Annotated in this window: 18 protein-coding genes; 8 read left to right on the top strand and 10 right to left on the bottom strand. The window is 74.3% G+C overall.

Annotation, left to right across the window (positions count from 1 at the left end; translation table 11 throughout):
- Nucleotides 1–101 precede the first annotated feature (101 nt).
- Together ACRYM6_RS20525 and ACRYM6_RS20520 are read right to left on the bottom strand one after the other, a co-directional pair.
- Nucleotides 102–989: an oxygenase MpaB family protein gene (locus ACRYM6_RS20525; protein ID WP_432544743.1), complete on the bottom strand. Its 888-nt coding sequence runs from the start codon at nt 987–989 to the stop codon at nt 102–104.
- A gap of 47 nt (nt 990–1,036) precedes the next feature.
- On the bottom strand, nt 1,037–1,912 hold the full coding sequence (locus ACRYM6_RS20520) for an SDR family oxidoreductase (RefSeq protein ID WP_432544742.1): 876 nt from the start codon (nt 1,910–1,912) through the stop codon (nt 1,037–1,039).
- An 84-nt stretch (nt 1,913–1,996) separates the two neighbouring features.
- Between ACRYM6_RS20520 and ACRYM6_RS20515 the strand changes: the two genes are divergently transcribed.
- From ACRYM6_RS20515 to ACRYM6_RS20500, 4 genes are read left to right on the top strand one after another with little or no spacing between them, the layout of a single operon-like run.
- Nucleotides 1,997–2,377, top strand: coding sequence for a winged helix-turn-helix transcriptional regulator (locus tag ACRYM6_RS20515; RefSeq protein ID WP_432544741.1), 381 nt, complete (start codon nt 1,997–1,999; stop codon nt 2,375–2,377).
- A gap of 56 nt (nt 2,378–2,433) precedes the next feature.
- Nucleotides 2,434–2,661 (top strand): helix-turn-helix domain-containing protein, encoded by a 228-nt coding sequence (locus ACRYM6_RS20510; protein WP_432544740.1) that lies wholly within the window; start codon nt 2,434–2,436, stop codon nt 2,659–2,661.
- Nucleotides 2,658–3,908 carry a type II toxin-antitoxin system HipA family toxin gene (locus ACRYM6_RS20505; RefSeq protein ID WP_432544739.1) on the top strand — a complete coding sequence of 417 codons (1,251 nt, stop codon included), beginning with the start codon at nt 2,658–2,660 and terminating at the stop codon, nt 3,906–3,908. The genes ACRYM6_RS20510 and ACRYM6_RS20505 overlap by 4 nt, the downstream gene beginning before the upstream one ends.
- A 43-nt stretch (nt 3,909–3,951) precedes the next feature.
- Nucleotides 3,952–4,401, top strand: a complete 450-nt coding sequence (locus tag ACRYM6_RS20500; RefSeq protein WP_432544738.1) for a hypothetical protein — start codon at nt 3,952–3,954, stop codon at nt 4,399–4,401.
- A gap of 67 nt (nt 4,402–4,468) precedes the next feature.
- Here ACRYM6_RS20500 and ACRYM6_RS20495 read toward each other — a convergent pair whose 3' ends face one another.
- The 3 genes from ACRYM6_RS20495 to ACRYM6_RS20485 form a co-directional block, all read right to left on the bottom strand.
- Nucleotides 4,469–6,127 (bottom strand): catalase, encoded by a 1,659-nt coding sequence (locus ACRYM6_RS20495; protein WP_432544737.1) that lies wholly within the window; start codon nt 6,125–6,127, stop codon nt 4,469–4,471.
- Nucleotides 6,128–6,164: 37 nt separating this feature from the next.
- Nucleotides 6,165–6,587 (bottom strand): Fur family transcriptional regulator, encoded by a 423-nt coding sequence (locus ACRYM6_RS20490; protein WP_432544736.1) that lies wholly within the window; start codon nt 6,585–6,587, stop codon nt 6,165–6,167.
- A 64-nt stretch (nt 6,588–6,651) separates the two neighbouring features.
- Nucleotides 6,652–7,491, bottom strand: coding sequence for an SDR family oxidoreductase (locus tag ACRYM6_RS20485; protein WP_432544735.1), 840 nt, complete (start codon nt 7,489–7,491; stop codon nt 6,652–6,654).
- A gap of 90 nt (nt 7,492–7,581) precedes the next feature.
- On the opposite strand from ACRYM6_RS20485, the gene ACRYM6_RS20480 reads away from it, so the two are divergent.
- From ACRYM6_RS20480 to ACRYM6_RS20465, 4 genes are all read left to right on the top strand, one after another.
- Nucleotides 7,582–9,243, top strand: a complete 1,662-nt coding sequence (locus ACRYM6_RS20480; protein ID WP_432544734.1) for a metallophosphoesterase family protein — start codon at nt 7,582–7,584, stop codon at nt 9,241–9,243.
- A 50-nt stretch (nt 9,244–9,293) separates the two neighbouring features.
- The gene (locus ACRYM6_RS20475; protein WP_432544733.1) at nt 9,294–9,536 is read left to right on the top strand and encodes a hypothetical protein; all 243 of its coding nucleotides are present in this window, start codon (nt 9,294–9,296) and stop codon (nt 9,534–9,536) included.
- Between the two features lie 96 nt (nt 9,537–9,632).
- A complete protein-coding gene (locus tag ACRYM6_RS20470; protein ID WP_432544732.1) occupies nt 9,633–10,253 on the top strand; it encodes a DUF47 domain-containing protein in 621 nt (206 codons plus the stop codon).
- Nucleotides 10,254–10,256: 3 nt separating this feature from the next.
- Entirely contained in the window at nt 10,257–11,255 is a 999-nt protein-coding gene (locus ACRYM6_RS20465; protein ID WP_432544731.1) for an inorganic phosphate transporter, read from the top strand.
- 101 nt (nt 11,256–11,356) lie between these two features.
- Here the strand turns inward: ACRYM6_RS20465 and pstB are convergent, their stop codons facing one another.
- The 5 genes from pstB to ACRYM6_RS20440 all read right to left on the bottom strand — a co-directional run bounded on the left by pstB (nt 11,357) and on the right by ACRYM6_RS20440 (nt 16,575).
- A complete protein-coding gene (gene pstB, locus ACRYM6_RS20460; protein ID WP_432544730.1) occupies nt 11,357–12,133 on the bottom strand; it encodes a phosphate ABC transporter ATP-binding protein PstB in 777 nt (258 codons plus the stop codon).
- Nucleotides 12,134–12,144: 11 nt separating this feature from the next.
- On the bottom strand, nt 12,145–13,056 hold the full coding sequence (gene pstA, locus ACRYM6_RS20455; protein WP_432544729.1) for a phosphate ABC transporter permease PstA: 912 nt from the start codon (nt 13,054–13,056) through the stop codon (nt 12,145–12,147).
- Nucleotides 13,053–14,039 (bottom strand): phosphate ABC transporter permease subunit PstC, encoded by a 987-nt coding sequence (gene pstC / locus ACRYM6_RS20450; protein ID WP_432544728.1) that lies wholly within the window; start codon nt 14,037–14,039, stop codon nt 13,053–13,055. Before pstC ends, pstA begins: the two co-directional genes overlap by 4 nt.
- A gap of 107 nt (nt 14,040–14,146) precedes the next feature.
- Complete coding sequence (gene pstS / locus ACRYM6_RS20445) at nt 14,147–15,268, bottom strand: phosphate ABC transporter substrate-binding protein PstS (RefSeq protein WP_432544727.1); 1,122 nt, start codon at nt 15,266–15,268, stop codon at nt 14,147–14,149.
- Between the two features lie 332 nt (nt 15,269–15,600).
- Nucleotides 15,601–16,575, bottom strand: coding sequence for an NUDIX hydrolase (locus ACRYM6_RS20440; protein WP_432544726.1), 975 nt, complete (start codon nt 16,573–16,575; stop codon nt 15,601–15,603).
- Between the last annotated feature and the right edge of the window lies 1 nt (nt 16,576).

The following is a 16,576-nucleotide window of genomic DNA, read 5'->3' as shown; positions in this document are numbered from 1 at the left end:
CACCCCGGCGAGCGCCGCCCCCCCCCCCCCCCCCCCCCCCCCCCCCCCCCCCCCCCCCCCCCCCCCCCCCCCCCCCGCCCCCCCCGCCCCCCGCCGGGGCCTCACCGCACCCGGTCCCGCGCGACCCGGGCGTGGGGCCACCGCGCCACCGGCTCGGGCAGGACGGGGCGGGCGGTGCGCAGCAGCCCGCGGACGGCGCCGGCGGCGGCCCGCCGCCCGGGGGTCCGGTCGAGGCCGTACGCGGCGGCGACCGGCGCGGGCAGCACGTCGGCGGTGACGCTGCGCGCGAGCGCCGCGACGCCCGGCAGCGGGGGAGCGGTGCGCTGGGTGAGGACGTCGCGGGCGATGCCGCGCGCGGCGTCGGTGACGACCAGGGCGCGCACCGTCGCGGCGACGTAGTCGTCGAACTCGGTGACCGAGCCGGGCAGCACCCGGTCGGGGACGGCGAACAGCCGCGCGAACGGCTTGGACCCCTGCCAGTGCCGTTCGCGCTCGTCGGGGGTGAGCCGGACCCCGGCGTACCGCTCGGCCACGGTCCGCGCGGTCCAGACCAGCGTGGCGTGCACCCACAGCGCGAGGTCGGGGTCGTTGGCCCGGTACGGGGTGCCGGCGGGCGTGCCGGGGACGTCGGCGCGGGTGGTGCCGCGGACGGGGGCGTGCGCCCGGCCGACGCGGCGGGCCGCCTCGTGGGCCTGCGCGGTGTCCCCGAAGGCGACGGTGAGCGCGGCCTGCAGCGTCCCGAGCAGCCGCCGCGCCGGGCCCGCGGCGTAGTCGCTGTGGACGGCGACCCCCTCGGCGACGAGGGGGTGCGCGACCTGCAGCAGGATCGCCGCGGGCCCGCCGAGGACGGTGGCCCGTTCGGCGGTGACGCGGCGGAACTGCGCCTCCGGACAGGGCCCGGCGTCCCCCCGGACCCCGGGGCCGGGGGGCGGGGGGAACACCGCGGCCAGCGGGAGCCGGGGCAGTCGTCGGGCGGGTGGGTGCGGCACGGTCCGATCCTGCGCGCCCGGCGCGGGCCGCGCCGCCCGGGGCGGGCTCAGGCGGCGGGCCGGGCGGCCTCGTGCGCGGCGCGGACGGCCTCGCGCAGGGTCGTGGCGGGGCGGCCGAGGAGCCCGGCGAGGTCGTCGCTGTCGGTGAGCAGGTCGCCGCGGGCGATGGAGGCGTCGAGGCCGGCGACGAACGCGGCGGTCCCGGCGTCGAGGCCGAAGCCCCGCAGGGTCTGCTCGTACTCCTCCCCGGGCAGGTCCCGGGACACGACGGTGGTGCCGGTGACCTCGGTGATGGTGGCGGCCAGCTCGTCGAAGTCGAAGGCGGGCCCGGCGAGCTCGTACGTGCGGGAGGTGCCGTCCTCGGACAGCAGCGCGACGGCGGCCGCCTCGGCGTAGTCGGCGCGGGTGGCGGCCGAGACCTTCCCGCCGCCGGTGGCGCCGAGGACCGCCCCGGAGCCGGTGTACTCGGCCAGGCGCCCGGTGTAGTTCTCGAAGTACCAGCTGTTGCGCAGCACCACGGTCGTCAGACCGGAGGCGGCCAGGACCTCCTCGGTGGCCGCGTGCTCGGGGGCCAGCGGGCTGCCGCTGGTGCTCGCGCGCAGCAGCGAGGTGTAGACGAGGCGCTGCACACCGGCGGCGCGGGCGGCCTCGACCACGTTCGCGTGCTGGGCCACGCGCTGGCCGACCTCGCTGCCGGAGACGAGCAGGAGGCGGTCGACGCCCGCGAGCGCGGCGGGCAGGGAGGCGGGGTCGGAGTAGTCCCCGGCGCGGACGACGACGCCGCGGTCGGCGAGGTCGGCGACCTTGGCGGGGGTGCGGACGATCGCGACGACGTCGGCGGGGGCGGCCCCGCGGGCGAGCAGGGCCTCGACGGCGAGGCGGCCGAGGTGGCCGCTGGCGGCGGTGACGGCGTACGTGGTCATGGGTGTCTCCTCCAGGTGGGCACTGCGTGATCGAAGGCACTAACTATTCCACAGCGCCCTCCATTCCCGCGCTAGACTGACCCCGTGCAGACCGACGGCCCCGGGCAGGACCTCGTCGCGGACGTCTTCGCCCGTGAGTGCACCTCGCGCGCCGCCTTCGAGGACGTCACCTCCAAGTGGGCCTCCCTCGTCCTGCTCGCGCTGGGGGAGGGGCCCGTCCGCTTCAACGCGTTGCGCCGCAGGGTGGACGGCGTCAGCGAGAAGATGCTGTCGCAGACCCTGCAGGCCCTCGAGCGCGACGGCATGCTCACCCGCGACGTCGTGACCGCGATCCCGCCGCGCGTGGAGTACGAGCTCACCCCGCTGGGGACCGCCGTCGCCGGGCACCTGCGCGGGCTGGCCGACCTGCTCGAGGCGTCGGTGCCGCAGGTCGAGACGGCCCGCCGGAACCACGTCCAGCGCTGACGACCATTACCCTGGTGGATGCCCCCGGATATCCACCAGAGTCATGAGGAGGGTGCGTGAGCGACCCGGTCACCTTCACCACGGCCGCCCAGGTCGGCCGGTGGCTGCGCGGGCTGCGCGTCCAGGCCGGGCTGACGCAGGACCAGCTCTCCGAGCGCACCGGGGTCTCCCAGCGGTACATCTCCGAACTGGAACGCGGGAAGACCGACGTCACGCTGTCCCGCGTGTTCCTGCTCGCCTCGGCCCTGGGGGCAACCCTGAGCGGCCGGGGGCCGCAGGCGTGACCGCCCTCGACGTCCGCCTCCACGGTCGTCTCGTCGCCACCGTCGAGGACGCGGCGGGACGGCTGGTGCTGACCTGGGCCGACGACCTGCTCGAGGTGGCGCCGCCGGGGACACCGGTGCTGTCGGTGCGCCTCGACGCGCAGCCGGTGGACGTGCACCCGCCCGCGGCGCTCGTCCGCTCCCACCTCGGCGGCCTGCTCCCCGAGGTGGGCACCAGCCCGCGGGCGCGACTGGCCCGGCGCGCCGCGGCCAACAGCGCCGACGTGCTGGCGCTCCTGGCTGCAGCCGGTGGTGACGTGCCGGGTGCGGCCACGTTCACCCCCCGCGGTGCGCCCGCCCCCCAGGGGTGGTTCGAGCCGCTCGCCGACGACCGCGCCGTGCGCGAGCACCTCGAGCGGTCCCAGTCCGACGAGCACGTCGGCGTCGGCGACTCCTCGCTGCCCGGGGTCCAGCCCAAAGCGGCGTTGACCCGGTCCCGCGGGCGCTGGTTCGTCCCGCACGCGGGGGCGCCCAGCACCCACATCCTCAAACCGCAGCTGCCGGAACGCCCGGCGCTGGTCCACGACGAGGCCCTGAGCTCGCGCGCCGCCCGGGCCGTGGGGTTGCGCGCAGCGGTGTCCCACGTCGAGGACTTCGACGGCCTCGCCGTCCTCGTCGTCCCCCGGTTCGACCGCCGGGTGCCCGACGACGGGCCGGAGCCGCCGGCGCCCGTTGCCGGCACCATCACGCGGATCCACCAGGAGGACGCCGCCCAGGCGCTCGGGCTGACCAGCGACGACATCGAGGCGAAGTTCGGCTGGCACCGGCCGGCGGCCAACCTCCGCTCGATCGCGGCGGTACTGGCCGGCAACGGCGGCGACGTCGGGGAACTGCTGCGGCTGACGACGCTGAACGTCCTGCTCGGGAACACCGACGCGCACGCCAAGAACATCTCCCTCCTGCACGCCCCGGACGGGCGCGTCGAGCTAGCACCCGCCTACGACGTCTCCCCGCACGCGCAGTACGGCCGCACCCGGCTGGCGCTGAGCGTCAACGGCGGTTTCGACCTCCCGGCCGTCGGCCTCGAGGACCTGGTCGCAGAGGGCAGGTCCTGGCGCATCCCGTCACGGCGGGCCACGGCGATCGTCCGGGAGGTGCGCGACCGGCTCGACGCCTGGCTCGCCGGGGTGGACGACGCCGACGCCCTCAGCGAGCCGGCGCTCGCCTGGGTCCGCCGTTCGCTGGACCGCACGGCCGGCACCGCTTGAGCGAACTCCGGAACGGCACGGCCGGCCGGGCCGTTCGCCGGTCGTGCACCCCTCGAACCTCGCCCGGACCCTGGCCGTCGTGGACACCGCGGTCGCCGGGGTCGTCACCGGCCTCGCGCAGTGGACCTACGACCTGCCCACCCGCCGCCGCCGGTACGCCGCCCAGGCCGCGCTGGCCCTCGCCGGCGGTGCGGTGCTGATGGCCTCGGACGCGGTCTGGACCGCCGCCGTGCGCGACCGCACCCCGCCGCCGGACCCGGACGCCGCCCTCTCCGACCCGGAGCGGGCGCTGCTGCGGCGTCAGCTGACGATCTCCCTGGCCGCGGTGCCGGTGTGGGTGGCCGGCCGGGGCCTGCCCGCCGCGATGCGCCGGCGGGGGATCGCGCAGCCGAACCGCCTCCTCGCGGTCCCGGTCGCGCTCGGCTGGACCCTGGCCTCGGCGCCGGTGGAGTGGGCCTACGCGCGCGAGCGCACCGCCGCGCTGCTGCCCTGAGGACGCCGGGAACGCCGACGGCGCCGGCCCCCGCGAGGGGACCGGCGCCGCCGGGGAGACCGCCGGGTCAGGCCCGGACGTCGCGCTCGTTCGGCACGGCGTGGGTCATGACCAGGCCGGTCACGTCGCGCGGGCCGTTCTTGCCGAGGTTCGCGGCGCGGGCCAGCTCCTCCTCGGTCAGGGTCTGCGTCTGCAGCGGCTCCAGGTGGCGGACGTCGTCGGCGGTGATGCCGAGGCCCTCACCGACGCGGCGGCCGTACTCGTCGTCGGCCATGAACATGTGCCAGACCATGCGCTCCTGGATGGGGCGGATGCACTGCGACAGCGCGTCGACGAAGTTCGCGACGAGCTCGTCCTTCTCCCAGTCCTCGGAGAGCTGGAAGCGCTCGCCGGCCTGCTGGTAGTCGTTCGTGCGCGGGATCCGCTTGCGGGTGAGGCGCCCGGAGATGACCGGGCCCTGCTCGTCGTGCGTGGGGTAGGTGCCCTCGCGCAGGCCGCCGATGATCGACGGCTCGTAGTTCACCGTCGGGTTCTCGCCGCCGCCGTCGACGTGGTACGCCATCTGCCCGTCGCGCTGGTTGGTGCGGACCGTGGCGTTCTTCGCCTGGTTCACCGGCAGCTGCAGGTAGTTCGGGCCCACGCGGTAGCGCTGGGTGTCGGAGTAGGAGAACGTCCGGCCCACGAGCATCTTGTCGTCGGAGAAGTCCAGGCCGTCCACCAGGACGCCGGTCCCGAAGGCGATCTGCTCGGACTCGGTGAAGAAGTCGACCGGCTTGCGGTTCAGGACCATCTTCCCGATCGGGGTGAGCGGGAAGATGTTCTCCGGCCACACCTTGGTGTCGTCCAGCGGGTCGAAGTCGAGCTCGGGGTGCTCGTCGTCGCTCATGGTCTGGACGAGCAGTTCCCACTCGGGGTAGTCACCGGCGTCGATCGCGGCGTACAGGTCGCGGGTGTGCGGGCCGAGGTCCTGGGCCTGCACGGCGGCCGCGTCGGCCGAGGTCCAGCTCTTGACGCCCTGCTTGGGGTGCCAGTGGTACTTGACCAGCAGCGTCTCGCCCTCGGAGTTCACCCACTTGTAGGTGTTGACGCCGAAGCCCTGCTGGGTGCGGTAGCTGGCCGGGATGCCGCGGGGGGAGAACACCAGGGTGAACATGTGCAGCGACTCGGGCGTCTGGCTGGCGAAGTCGAAGACGCGGTTCGGCACCTGGCGGTCGAAGGTGACCGGGTCGGGCTTCTGCGAGTGGATGAAGTCGGGGAACTTGATCGCGTCGCGGATGAAGAAGACACCCAGGTTGTTCCCGACGAGGTCCCAGTTGCCGTCCTCGGTATAGAACTTCACCGCGAAGCCGCGCGGGTCGCGCAGCGCCTCGGAGGAGTCGCGGCCACCGGCCACGGTCGAGAAGCGGATGGCCAGGTCGGTGCGCTTGCCCTTCTCCTGGAAGAGCTTGGCGCGGGTCTTGCTCGCGATGGGCTCGTCCCCGAAGGTGCCGTAGGCCTCGAAGTAGCCGAACGCGGTGGTCCCGCGGGCGTGGACGACGCGCTCGGGGATCCGCTCGCGGTCGAAGTGGCTGATCTTCTCCAGGAACTGGTAGTTCTCCAGGGTGGCGGGGCCGCGGGCCCCGACGGTGCGCTGGTTCTGGTTGTCGTAGACCGGGTGGCCCTGACGGTTGGTCAGGACCGGGCGGTCGTCCCCGGGGGTCGAGGGCTGGCTCGCGACGTCGGTCATCGCACTTCCTCTCTGCGTCCTGCTGGTGGCGTTGGGGCTACTGGGCACGGCACCGGGGGCAACGACCCCAGAACACCACCTCGGCCTCCTCCACCGCGAACCCGGCGGTGTCGGAGGGGGCGAGGCAGGGGGCGTGGCCCACGGTGCAGTCCACGTCGACGGTGTGCCCGCAGTCGCGGCACACCAGGTGGTGGTGGTTGTCGCCGACCCGCGACTCGTACCGGGCCGGGTGACCGGCCGGTTCGATGCTGCGGGCCAGACCGGCGGTGGTCAGGGCGTCGAGGCAGTCGTACACGGCCTGCGTCGAGACCGTCGGCAGCGCCCGGCGGGCGCGTTCGGCGATCTGCGCGACCGGCAGGTGCTCGTGCGCCGCGCGGGCGGCGTCGAGGACGTCGAGCACGACGACCCGGGGTCGGGTCGCGCGCAGGCCCTCGGCGCGCAGGCGCTCGGCGCTGGTCACGCGACGAGCCAACCAGCCAGTCTGGAACCAGTCAAGAAAGGGCCCCCTAAGTCGCCCGCCCGGGTCAGGGGCGCCGCCAGTCCTCCGCGGTCAGGTGCGACCCCGCCATCGGGCCCATCTGCAGCATCCCGCCGTCCACCGCGTACGAGGACCCCGTCACGTACGACGCCTCCGCCGAGCACAGGAACCCGATGAGCGCCGCCACCTCCCGCGCGTCCCCCGGCCGGCCCAGCGGCACCCCGGGGCGGTGCTCCCCGTGCGGGTCGGAGTCCTCCTGCCCCGTCATCGGCGTCGCGATCTCACCCGGGGCGACCGCGTTGACCGTGATCCCGTGCTCGGCCAGCTCGATCGCCGCGGTCCGCGTCAGCAGCCCCAGCCCGCCCTTGGCCGCGCAGTACGGCGCCGCCCCCACCCGCGGCTGGTGCTCGTGGACGCTGGTGACGTTGACGATCCGCCCGCCCCGGCCGTCCGCCACCATCCGCCGCGCCGCGCGCTGCAGGAAGAGGAACGCCGCGTCCAGGTCCACCGCCAGCACCTCCCGCCAGTCCTCGAAGGACAGGTCCAGCAGCAGCGTGGAGGTGCCCGTCCCGGCGTCGTTGACCAGCACCTCCAGACCGCCCAGCTCCTCTGCGACGGTGTCCACCACGTCGGCCGCGCCCGGCAGGTCGCGCAGGTCGACGTGGTGCAGCACCGCGGTCCGCCCCAGCGACCGGACCTCCTCGACCGTGGCGCGGCCGGCGGCCTCGTCGCGGAACCAGGTGACGGCCACGTCGTGGCCGCGGCGGGCCAGCTCCACCGCCGTCGCCCGGCCGATGCCGGACTCCGAACCGGTGACCAGGGCCGGGCCGGGACGGCCGGTGGGACGGGGGGACCGCAGGTCGCGCAGCTGCGTCGCATCGCTCATGCCCGGTCCGTACCCCGCCGGGCGGCCCCGCACACCCCCGCACCCGGGGTTGCGCGGCGTTCCCGCCCGTCCTGCGCGAGGATCGTGCCGATGCCCTCCGAGCCCCCCACGCCCCGACGCCCCCGGCTGCGCCCGCCCCGCCCCCCGCAGCGGTGGCGCGACGCCGGGCACCGCCTCGCCGGCCGCCGCGGACCGCGCTTCGCGCGCCGCCACCTGCTGCCGTGGGCGGGGGTGCTGCTGGTGACCGGGGCGGGGGCCGGGGTCGGGTTCGCCCTGGCCCCCGGCGCCAGCACCTACGTCGGGCCGCTGCAGACCGAGGTCCGCGTCCGCCCCAGCCTCACCCCCGGCGTCGAGGTCGACCTGCCGCCCGTCGGGAAGGTCACCTTCGACACCCACCGCGCGCCGATCGTCGTCACCGCCGGCATCGAGAGCGTCGACGTCGACGCCGCCGCCCGGCTCGTGCGCTCCCCCCAGCAGCTGCTCGCCCTGGAGCTCACCGCCGCCGACACGGTCCGCGCCGCGACCGTGCGCGCCGCCGCCCACAGCCTGGCGTGCGGGTTCGGCGGGGCGCTGCTGGCCGCGGTCGTCGTCTTCCGCGGCCGCCGCCGCACGCTGCAGACCGGCGCGAGCCTGCTCGTCGTCGTCCTCGCGGCCGGCGCCGGGACGTGGGCCACCTTCGACCCCGCCGCCCTGCGCCAGCCCCGCTTCACCGGCCTGCTCTCCCGCGCGCCCTACCTGGTCTCCAGCACCCAGGACGCCCTGGAGCGCCTGGAGAGCTACCGCAGCGGCCTGTCCGACATCGTCCGCAGCGTCTCGACCCTGTACGCCGCCGCCGCGAACCTGCCCGTGCTGGGCGGCGGGCCGGGCGCCGGGCTCGGCCCGGACGTCGTCACCGTCCTGCACGTCTCCGACCTGCACCTGAACCCGCTGGGCTACGACCTCACCGACAACCTCGTCGAGCAGTTCGGGGTCCAGGCCGTCGTGGACACCGGCGACACCACCACCCTCGGCAGCCAGGCCGAGGCCGGCTTCCTGGGCCGCATCGGCTCCCTCGACGTCCCCTACCTGTGGGTGCGCGGCAACCACGACTCCGCCGACACCCAGGCCCAGGTCGCCGCGCAGGGCGCGGTCGTGCTCGACCAGGGCTCCACCGCGCAGGTCGCCGGGCTCGTCTTCGCCGGCCAGGGGGACCCCGTCTTCACCCCCGACGGCGAGGGGCAGCAGGCCACCGGCAGCGCCGAGGACGTCCAGGAGGCGGCGAACGAGGTGCTGCGCGAGGGCGTCGAGCGGTGGCGGGCCGCCCACCCCGACGACCCCGTCGACGTCGCCCTCGTGCACGACCCCAGCGGGCTGGACCCCCTGCTGGGCCGGGTCCCGCTCGTCCTGGCCGGTCACCTGCACAAGCGGTCGGTCACCCTGGACGCCTCGGGGACCCGGATCATGGTGGAGGGCACCACCGGGGGAGCGGGCATCACCTCCGCGGGGCTGGACCGGCTCGCCGACGGCGAGCCGCTGCCGCTGTCGGCCACCCTGCTGTACTTCGGCCCGGGCGCCGCACCGGGGGACCCGGCGCGGCTGCTGGCCTACGACGAGGTGACGGTCGGCGGGCTCGGCCTGGCCGAGGTGAACCTGCAGCGGACGGTCCTGACCGACGAGGACCGTCCGGCCCTGACCGTCCCCGCACCCGCGACCCCCAGCACGGGCACGGGCACGGGCACGGGCGCGCCGACGACCTCGGCGGCGGGCGGGTGAGACCCGAACGCGCCCCGCGGCGGACCGGCCCGGCGTACGGTGGTGCCACCATGACGCACTCGCTCGATCCGGAGACCGCTCCCGCCCAGGGGCCGGCCGTGCTGCCGGGAACCCGCGGGGACACGCCCCGGGTCCCGTCGCCCGCCGCCGCCCCGCTGGCCGACACGGACCTGGCCGAGGAGATCGAGCTGTACACCGACGTCGTGGTCGCCGCCTCGGAGAGCGACGGTCCCCTCCCGGAGGGTGAGCTCGACCGCGTCCTGGGGGTGGAAGGGGCTCCGCCGGAGGGCTGACCGGCGCAGGGGCCGTCCGCTGCGGCACCGGGGACCGCCTAGAGTCGGCCGGGGCCGTTCCACAGGACCCGACGACCCGACACCGCGGAGCTTGGCGTGCGTTTTCGACTGACCCCCCGCGACGACCCGTTCTTCGAGCTCATCGCCGGGATCGGTGGGCTGGTCGTGGAGGCCAGCACCGTCCTGGCCCAGGCCATCGGCAACGACCCGGCTCGGCGCGCCGCGGCCGTCGCCGCCATGGAGGTGCTCGAGCACCGCGGCGACGAGCTCGCCCGGCAGGTCGCCGACCGGGTCGTCTCCTCCTTCGTGACCCCGCTGGACCGCGAGGACCTGCACCAGCTCGCCCTCGACCTCGACGACTGCGTCGACCTCATGCAGTCCGTGGTCGACCAGCTCGCCCTGTTCGACCTCGGGCCGCTGCCCGAGGAGGCCGGCGCGATCGTCCAGGTCCTCGTCCGGCAGGCCGAGCTGACGGCCGAGGCCGTGCCCCGGCTGCGCGCGCTGCCCGAGCTCGTCGACTACTGGATCGAGATCCACCGCCTGGAGAACCAGGCCGACGAGCTGCACCGCCGCGTCCTGGCCGAGCTGTTCACCGGGGAGCGCGACGTCTTCGAGGTGCTCAAGCACAAGGAGATCGCCGACCGCCTCGAAGCGGCCGCGAACGGGTTCGAGCGGGTCGCCCACACGGTCGAGCGGCTCGCGATCAAGGAGTCCTGAGCGGTGGAGCTCGCCCTGGTCCTGGTGGTGGTCGTCGTCGCCCTGACGTTCGACTTCACCAACGGCTTCCACGACGCCGCGAACGCCATCGCGACGTCCGTCTCCACCCGGGCCCTCACCCCGCGCATCGCGCTGGTGATGGCGGCCGTGTTCAACCTGCTCGGCGCCTTCCTCGGCACCGGGGTCGCCACCACCATCGGGTACGGCATCGTCGACGTGGGGATGGGCGCGCACGCCCTCGCCGTCGTCCTGGCCGCCCTGGTGGGGGCCATCGGCTGGAACCTCACCACCTGGTGGTGGGGGCTGCCGTCGTCCAGCACCGGGGCGCTGCTCGGGGGGCTGGCCGGGGCCGGGGTGGCGGCCGGGTCGAACCTGCACTGGGACGTCGTGCTCGTGCAGGTCCTCGTGCCCATGCTCGTCTCGCCGGTCATCGGGCTGCTGCTCGGCTACCTCGTCATGGCCTGGATCCTGCGCCGGCTGCGGGACGCGGCCCGCGGGCCGGTCGAGCGGCGGTTCCGGATGCTGCAGACCGTCTCGGCCTCGGCGATGGCCCTGGGCCACGGGCTGCAGGACGCCCAGAAGACGATGGGGGTCATCGTCCTGGCCCTCGTCGCCGGCGGCCACCACTCCGGCCGCGGGATCCCGTGGTGGGTGCAGCTGGCCGCGGCCGTCGCCATCAGCGCCGGGACCTACTGCGGCGGCTGGCGGATCATCCGGACCCTGGGCCGGCGCATCGCCCAGCTCGACCCCGCCCGCGGCTTCGCCGCCGAGGCCGTGGCCGCCTCCGTCCTGTACGTCGCGGCGCTCATCTTCCACGCCCCCGTCTCCACGACGCAGGTCGTCTCCTCGGCCGTCGTGGGTGCGGCCGCCACGAAGCGCCGGTCGGCGGTCCGCTGGCGGGTCGCCCGCTCGATGGTCGGCGCCTGGCTGCTGACCATCCCGGCCGCGGGTCTGGTGGGCGCGGGCTGCTACCTCCTCCTGCGGGTGGCCCTGGGCGTCTGAACCCGTGCGCAGGACCCCCGAACGACTCCGGGGAGCCCCCCGCACCCCGCAGTCGATCGGGGGCGGTGGGCTCCCCGGAGCGGGAGCGGGAGCGGTGCGGCTCAGCCGAAGCGGCCCGAGATGTAGTCCTCGGTCGCCTTCTGCGTCGGGTTGCTGAAGATCGTCGCGGTGTCGTCGATCTCGATGAGGCGGCCCGGCTTGCCGGTGGCGGCCAGGTTGAAGAAGGCCGTCTTGTCGCTGACGCGGGCGGCCTGCTGCATGTTGTGCGTCACGATGACGATCGTGAAGGAGCTCTTCAGCTCACCGATGAGGTCCTCGATCGCCAGCGTCGAGATCGGGTCCAGCGCCGAGCACGGCTCGTCCATCAGCAGGACCTGCGGCTCGACCGCGATGGCGCGGGCGATGCACAGGCGCTGCTGCTGACCACCGGACAGGCCGGCGCCGGGCTTGTCGAGGCGGTCCTTGACCTCGTTCCACAGGTTCGCCCCGCGCAGGGACTTCTCCACGGACTCCTCGAGCACCTTGCGGTTGCGGACGCCGTTCAGGCGCATGCCCGCGGCCACGTTGTCGAAGATCGACATGGTGGGGAACGGGTTCGGGCGCTGGAACACCATGCCGACGGTGCGGCGGACGTTCACCGGGTCCATCTTGGAGGAGTACAGGTCGTCGTCGTCGAGCATGACGCTGCCCTCGACGCGGCCGCCGGGGATGACCTCGTGCATGCGGTTCAGCGTCCGCAGGAAGGTCGACTTGCCGCAGCCGGACGGGCCGATGAAGGCCGTCACGGAGCGGGGTTCCACGGTCATCGAGACGTCCTCGACGGCCTTGAAGTTGCCGTAGTAGACGTTCAGGTCCTTGACGTCGATGCGCTTGGCCACGGGTTTCTCTCCTACTTCTTGAGCGAGCTGAAGCGGGCGATGGCCCGACCGGCGATGTTGAGCACCAGCACGATGAGCACCAGTGTGAGGGCGGCGGCCCAGACGCGCTCGACCGCGGGGTCGAGCGCCTGCTGACGGTCGTTGTTGATCATCAGGGGGAGGGCGGCCATGTTGCCGCTGAACAGGTTCGTGTTGATCGACTGCGAGTAGCCGACCAGGATCAGCAGCGGGGCGGTCTCACCCATGATGCGGGCCAGGCCCAGCAGCACGCCGGTGAGGATCCCGGAGAACGCCGTCGGGAGCACGATCCGCACGATCGTCTTCCACTTCGGCACCCCGAGGGCGTAGGAGGCCTCGCGCAGCTCGTTCGGGACGAGCTTCAGCATCTCCTCGGTGGAGCGGACCACGACCGGGACCATGAGCAGGACCAGGGCCAGCGACACCGCGAAGCCGGAGCGCGGGAAGCCCAGGGTCGTGATCCAGAACGCGTAGATGAACAGCGCCGCGACGATCGAGGGCAGCCCCGAGAGGATGTCGACGGTGAAGCTGACGACCCGCGCGATGCGGCTCGCGCCGTACTCGACGAGCAGGATCGCGGCCATGATGCCCAGCGGCACCGCGATGACCGCTGTCGCCAGCGCCTGCAGCAGCGTGCCGACGATGGCGTGGTAGGCGCCGCCGCCGACGATGCGCGGCGTGATCCCGCGCTGGGAGTTCATCCACCACGACACGTCGGGCAGCAGCGCCGCGCCCTTCTGGATGACCGTCCAGAGGATCCAGACCAGCGGGATGACGGCGATGGCGAACGCGAGCACCATGACGACGGTCGCGATGGTGTTGCGGACGTGGCGTCCGCCCTGGCCGCGCGAGTCGCCCAGCGCCTGCGGCAGCTCGCGTCCGGGGGCCGTGTCGACGGCGCTCATGCGAAGGCCTTCCGACGGTTGATGATGATGCGGGCGATGGCGTTGACCACGAAGGTCAGGACGAACAGCACGAGGCCGGCGGCGATGTAGGCGCCCGTGGACTCGGGGTTGTTGAACTCGGCGGCGTTGTTCGCGATCTTCGAGGCGAACGTCTCACCGCCCTGCAGCAGCGAGGAGAAGAAGTCGGTGCCGGGCGCGACGCTGGAGACGATGATCGTGATGGCGATCGTCTCGCCCAGGGCGCGGCCGAGGCCGAGCATCGCGGCGGAGATGACCCCGGCGCGGCCGAAGGGCAGGACCGAGGTGCGGATCATCTCCCACTTGGTGGCGCCCAGGGCCAGCGCGCCCTCCTTGTGGGCGGCGGGGGTCTGCGCGAACACCTCGCGGGACATCGCGGTGATGATCGGCAGGACCATGATCGCCAGGACGATGCCGGCGATGAACACGGTGCCGGTGCTGACCGGGCCGCTGAACAGCGGGAGCCAGCCCAGGACGTCGTTGAGGAACGTCTGCAGGCCGGTCAGGTGCGGGGCGAAGACCTGGATGCCCCACAGGCCGTAGACGATCGAGGGGATCGCGGCCAGCAGGTCGATGACGCTGGCGGCCGGGCGGGCCAGCCACTTCGGCGCGTACTGCGTGAGGAACAGCGCGTTCGCCACCCCGAGCGGCACGGCGATGATCATGGCGATGATCGAGATGGCGATCGTCGTCCACAGGATCTGGAGGATGCCGAACCGCAGGTCGCCGGGGGTGGCCTGCCACTCGGTCGAGGTGAGGAAGTTGACCTGGTCGTCCAGCAGGGAGGGGACGGCGCTGATCGCCAGGAAGACGCCGGTGAAGGCGACGATCGTGATGACGATGACACCTGCGAGGCCGGCGCCGCCGCCGAAGAGGGTGTCACCGAGGCGGCGCCGGCCGCGGGCGTTGTCGCCCGACGGGCCTGGCCCCTGCTCGACGGCCGAGCGGCCGGTGATCGAGGACATCGTGCTCCTGCACTGTGCGAAGGGGGGCGACTACTGAGGGTGGTGGCTGCAGAAGGGGGGCGGGCACCGGACCTCCGGTGCCCGCCCCCCTCCTCGGTCCTGCTGCGTCAGGCGATCGCCGCGATGGCGGTGCGCACCTTCTCGGAGACCTCGGCCGGGAGCGGCGCGTAGCCGATCTCCTGCAGGCCGGCCTGCGTCTCGTCCTCGGAGAAGTAGGTCAGGAAGGACTTCAGCAGCGCCGTCTTCTCGGCGTCCAGGCCCTTCGAGCAGACGATCTCGTAGGTGACCAGGACGATCGGGTACGCCCCGGCCTCCTTGGTCGCGTAGTCGATCTTCAGCGACAGGTCGTTGCCCTCGCCGGTCTGGGTCGCGGTGGCGACGGTCTTGCCGGCCGACTCCCCGGTCAGCTCGACGGCGCCGGAGCCGGTGTCGATCTGCGCGACGGACAGGTCGTTGTCCTGGGCGTAGGACCACTCGACGTAGGTGATGCCGCCGGCGGCACCGGCGACGGCCTGCGCCACACCGGCGGAGCCCTCGCGGCCCTCACCCTTGCCGGCCCACTCCTGGTTGCCCTCGGCGGTCCACGCCTCGGGCGCCGCGGCGTGCAGGTACTTGGTGAAGTTCTCGGTGGTGCCGGAGGTGCCGGTGCGGAAGAACACGCTGATCGCGGTGCTCGGCAGCGTGGCGTCCGGGTTCAGGGCGGCGATCGCCGGGTCGTTCCAGGTGGTGATCGCGCCGGAGAAGATCTTGGCGGCGACGTCGGCGTTCAGGACCAGGCCGTCGACGCCCTCGAGGTTGTAGGCGATGGCGATCGGGCCGGCGACCATCGGCAGGTTCCACGCCGGGTTGTTCTCGCAGCGGGCGGTCGCCGCGGCCTTCTCCTCCTCCTTCAGCGCGGAGTCGGAGCCGGCCCAGTCGGCCTGGCCGGAGGTGAACTGCTTGCGGCCCGAGCCGGAACCGGTCGCGTTGTAGTTGATCGTCGCGTCCGAGCACTGCGACTGGTAGCCCTGCTGGATGACCTGGTCGATCGCGTTCTTCTGCGCGCTCGACCCCTCGCCGTTCAGGGTGCCGGGCTGGCAGTCGATGGTCGCGGCGGACGCGGACGACGACGCGCCGTCGGTGCCGCCCGAACCCGTGTTCGTGGTGTTGTCGTCGGAGCCGCACCCGGCGAGGGCGAGGACACCGACAGCGGCGATGCCGAGGAGGCGGGAGGACTTCCAGAACGTCACTTCGGTCCCTTTCGAGGATCGTCGTCCGGCCGGAGGACTCCCGGCCTGCTCGGACCGGGCGCAACGCTCCGGTCAATCGGGACGGTAAAGCGGGTAGGTGACGGGGTTGCTCGCGACGGGTGAACGGAACGTGAACCCGGTGCGTCCAGTCCCTGGCCGGTCACTTTCCCTGCGGCGACCGTGAGGTGAACTGGGCCGTTCGGGTGCCCCGGCGCCCGGTGCGGCCCGCGACCCGTCCCCGAGGCGCCCCCGGCGCCTCACCCGTCCGGGCGCACGACGGCCGGGCGCCCCCGCGCGGGACGCCCGGCCGTCGTCCACCGCGCGGGCGGAGCTCAGAACTGGTGGTGCTCGGTGGCGGTGACCCGCGCGGCCCGGCCGCGGCCGGTGAGGTGGGCGACGAGGACCGCGGCCTTGTCGAGCTTGGCCGTGACCGCGCGCTCACCGGTGCGGTCGCCGGCGTGCGCGGCGAGCACCCGCTGCAGGTCCGGCAGGACCGGGCCGTGCGAGCAGACCACCACCGGGCGCCCGGCCTCGAGCAGCCCCGTCACGACCTGCTCGGCGGCCCGCGGGTCCTCGCGGAAGGCCGCCTCGGTCAGCGCGGGGGCGGTCTCCACGGGCAGGCCGGTGAGCTCGGCCGCCGGCAGCACCGTCTGCACGCACCGCGCCCACGGGGACGTCACCAGCGCCCGCAGGTCGAAGCAGCCCAGCAGCGGGGCCAGCGCGCGCGACTGGGCGTGACCGGTGTCCAGCAGCGGGCGGGACGTCTCGCCGTCGGCCCAGTCGGTCCGCTTGACGGCCCGCGCGTGGCGCAGGACCACCAGCGGCCACGTGGGCTCGGGCAGCGCCCCGCCGGGCAGCGCCGCGCGCAGCGTCGCCACGTCGGCCGGGTACGTCAGCAGGTCGGCGGCCGCCGCGACCGTGAACCAGCCCGACTCGGTGATCTCACCGGGGTCGGCGGGCTCGAACACGTCGGGGTCGGCCGGCCCCGCCGGCCGGGCCAGCCAGTAGCGGACCCGCTTGCGCAGGCCGCCGTCGACCCGGTAGCGCTGCTCGGGCAGCGGGACCCCGAGGTGCACCCGCACCCCGGTCTCCTCGGCGACCTCGCGCACCGCGGCGACCGCCGGGTGCTCGGCCTCACCGTGGGCGCGTCCCAGCTTGCCCTTGGGCCAGGACCAGTCGGCCGGTCGGGAGGCCGACGAGGGGCGGTGCACCAGCAGGACCTCGGGACCGTCCTGGCCGGGGCGCACCACGACGCAGCCCGCGGCCTCGACGTCGATCGGCGCCCCGGAGCGGTGGCGGTTCTTCACC

This window comes from Kineococcus rugosus, assembly GCF_050871975.1.
Taxonomy (GTDB): Bacteria; Actinomycetota; Actinomycetes; order Actinomycetales; family Kineococcaceae; genus Kineococcus.
This window is presented reverse-complemented; position numbering and strand designations above follow the sequence as displayed.

Bases quoted from the DNA above. Each gene is read 5' to 3' on its own strand.
- ACRYM6_RS20475 (WP_432544733.1), top strand. From the start codon at position 9,294: ATGACGCACTCGCTCGATCCGGAGACCGCTCCCGCCCAGGGGCCGGCC.
- ACRYM6_RS20480 (WP_432544734.1), top strand. From the start codon at position 7,582: ATGCCCTCCGAGCCCCCCACGCCCCGACGCCCCCGGCTGCGCCCGCCC.
- pstA (WP_432544729.1), bottom strand. From the start codon at position 13,056: ATGAGCGCCGTCGACACGGCCCCCGGACGCGAGCTGCCGCAGGCGCTG.
- ACRYM6_RS20520 (WP_432544742.1), bottom strand. From the start codon at position 1,912: ATGACCACGTACGCCGTCACCGCCGCCAGCGGCCACCTCGGCCGCCTC.
- ACRYM6_RS20485 (WP_432544735.1), bottom strand. From the start codon at position 7,491: ATGAGCGATGCGACGCAGCTGCGCGACCTGCGGTCCCCCCGTCCCACC.
- ACRYM6_RS20495 (WP_432544737.1), bottom strand. From the start codon at position 6,127: ATGACCGACGTCGCGAGCCAGCCCTCGACCCCCGGGGACGACCGCCCG.
- pstC (WP_432544728.1), bottom strand. From the start codon at position 14,039: ATGTCCTCGATCACCGGCCGCTCGGCCGTCGAGCAGGGGCCAGGCCCG.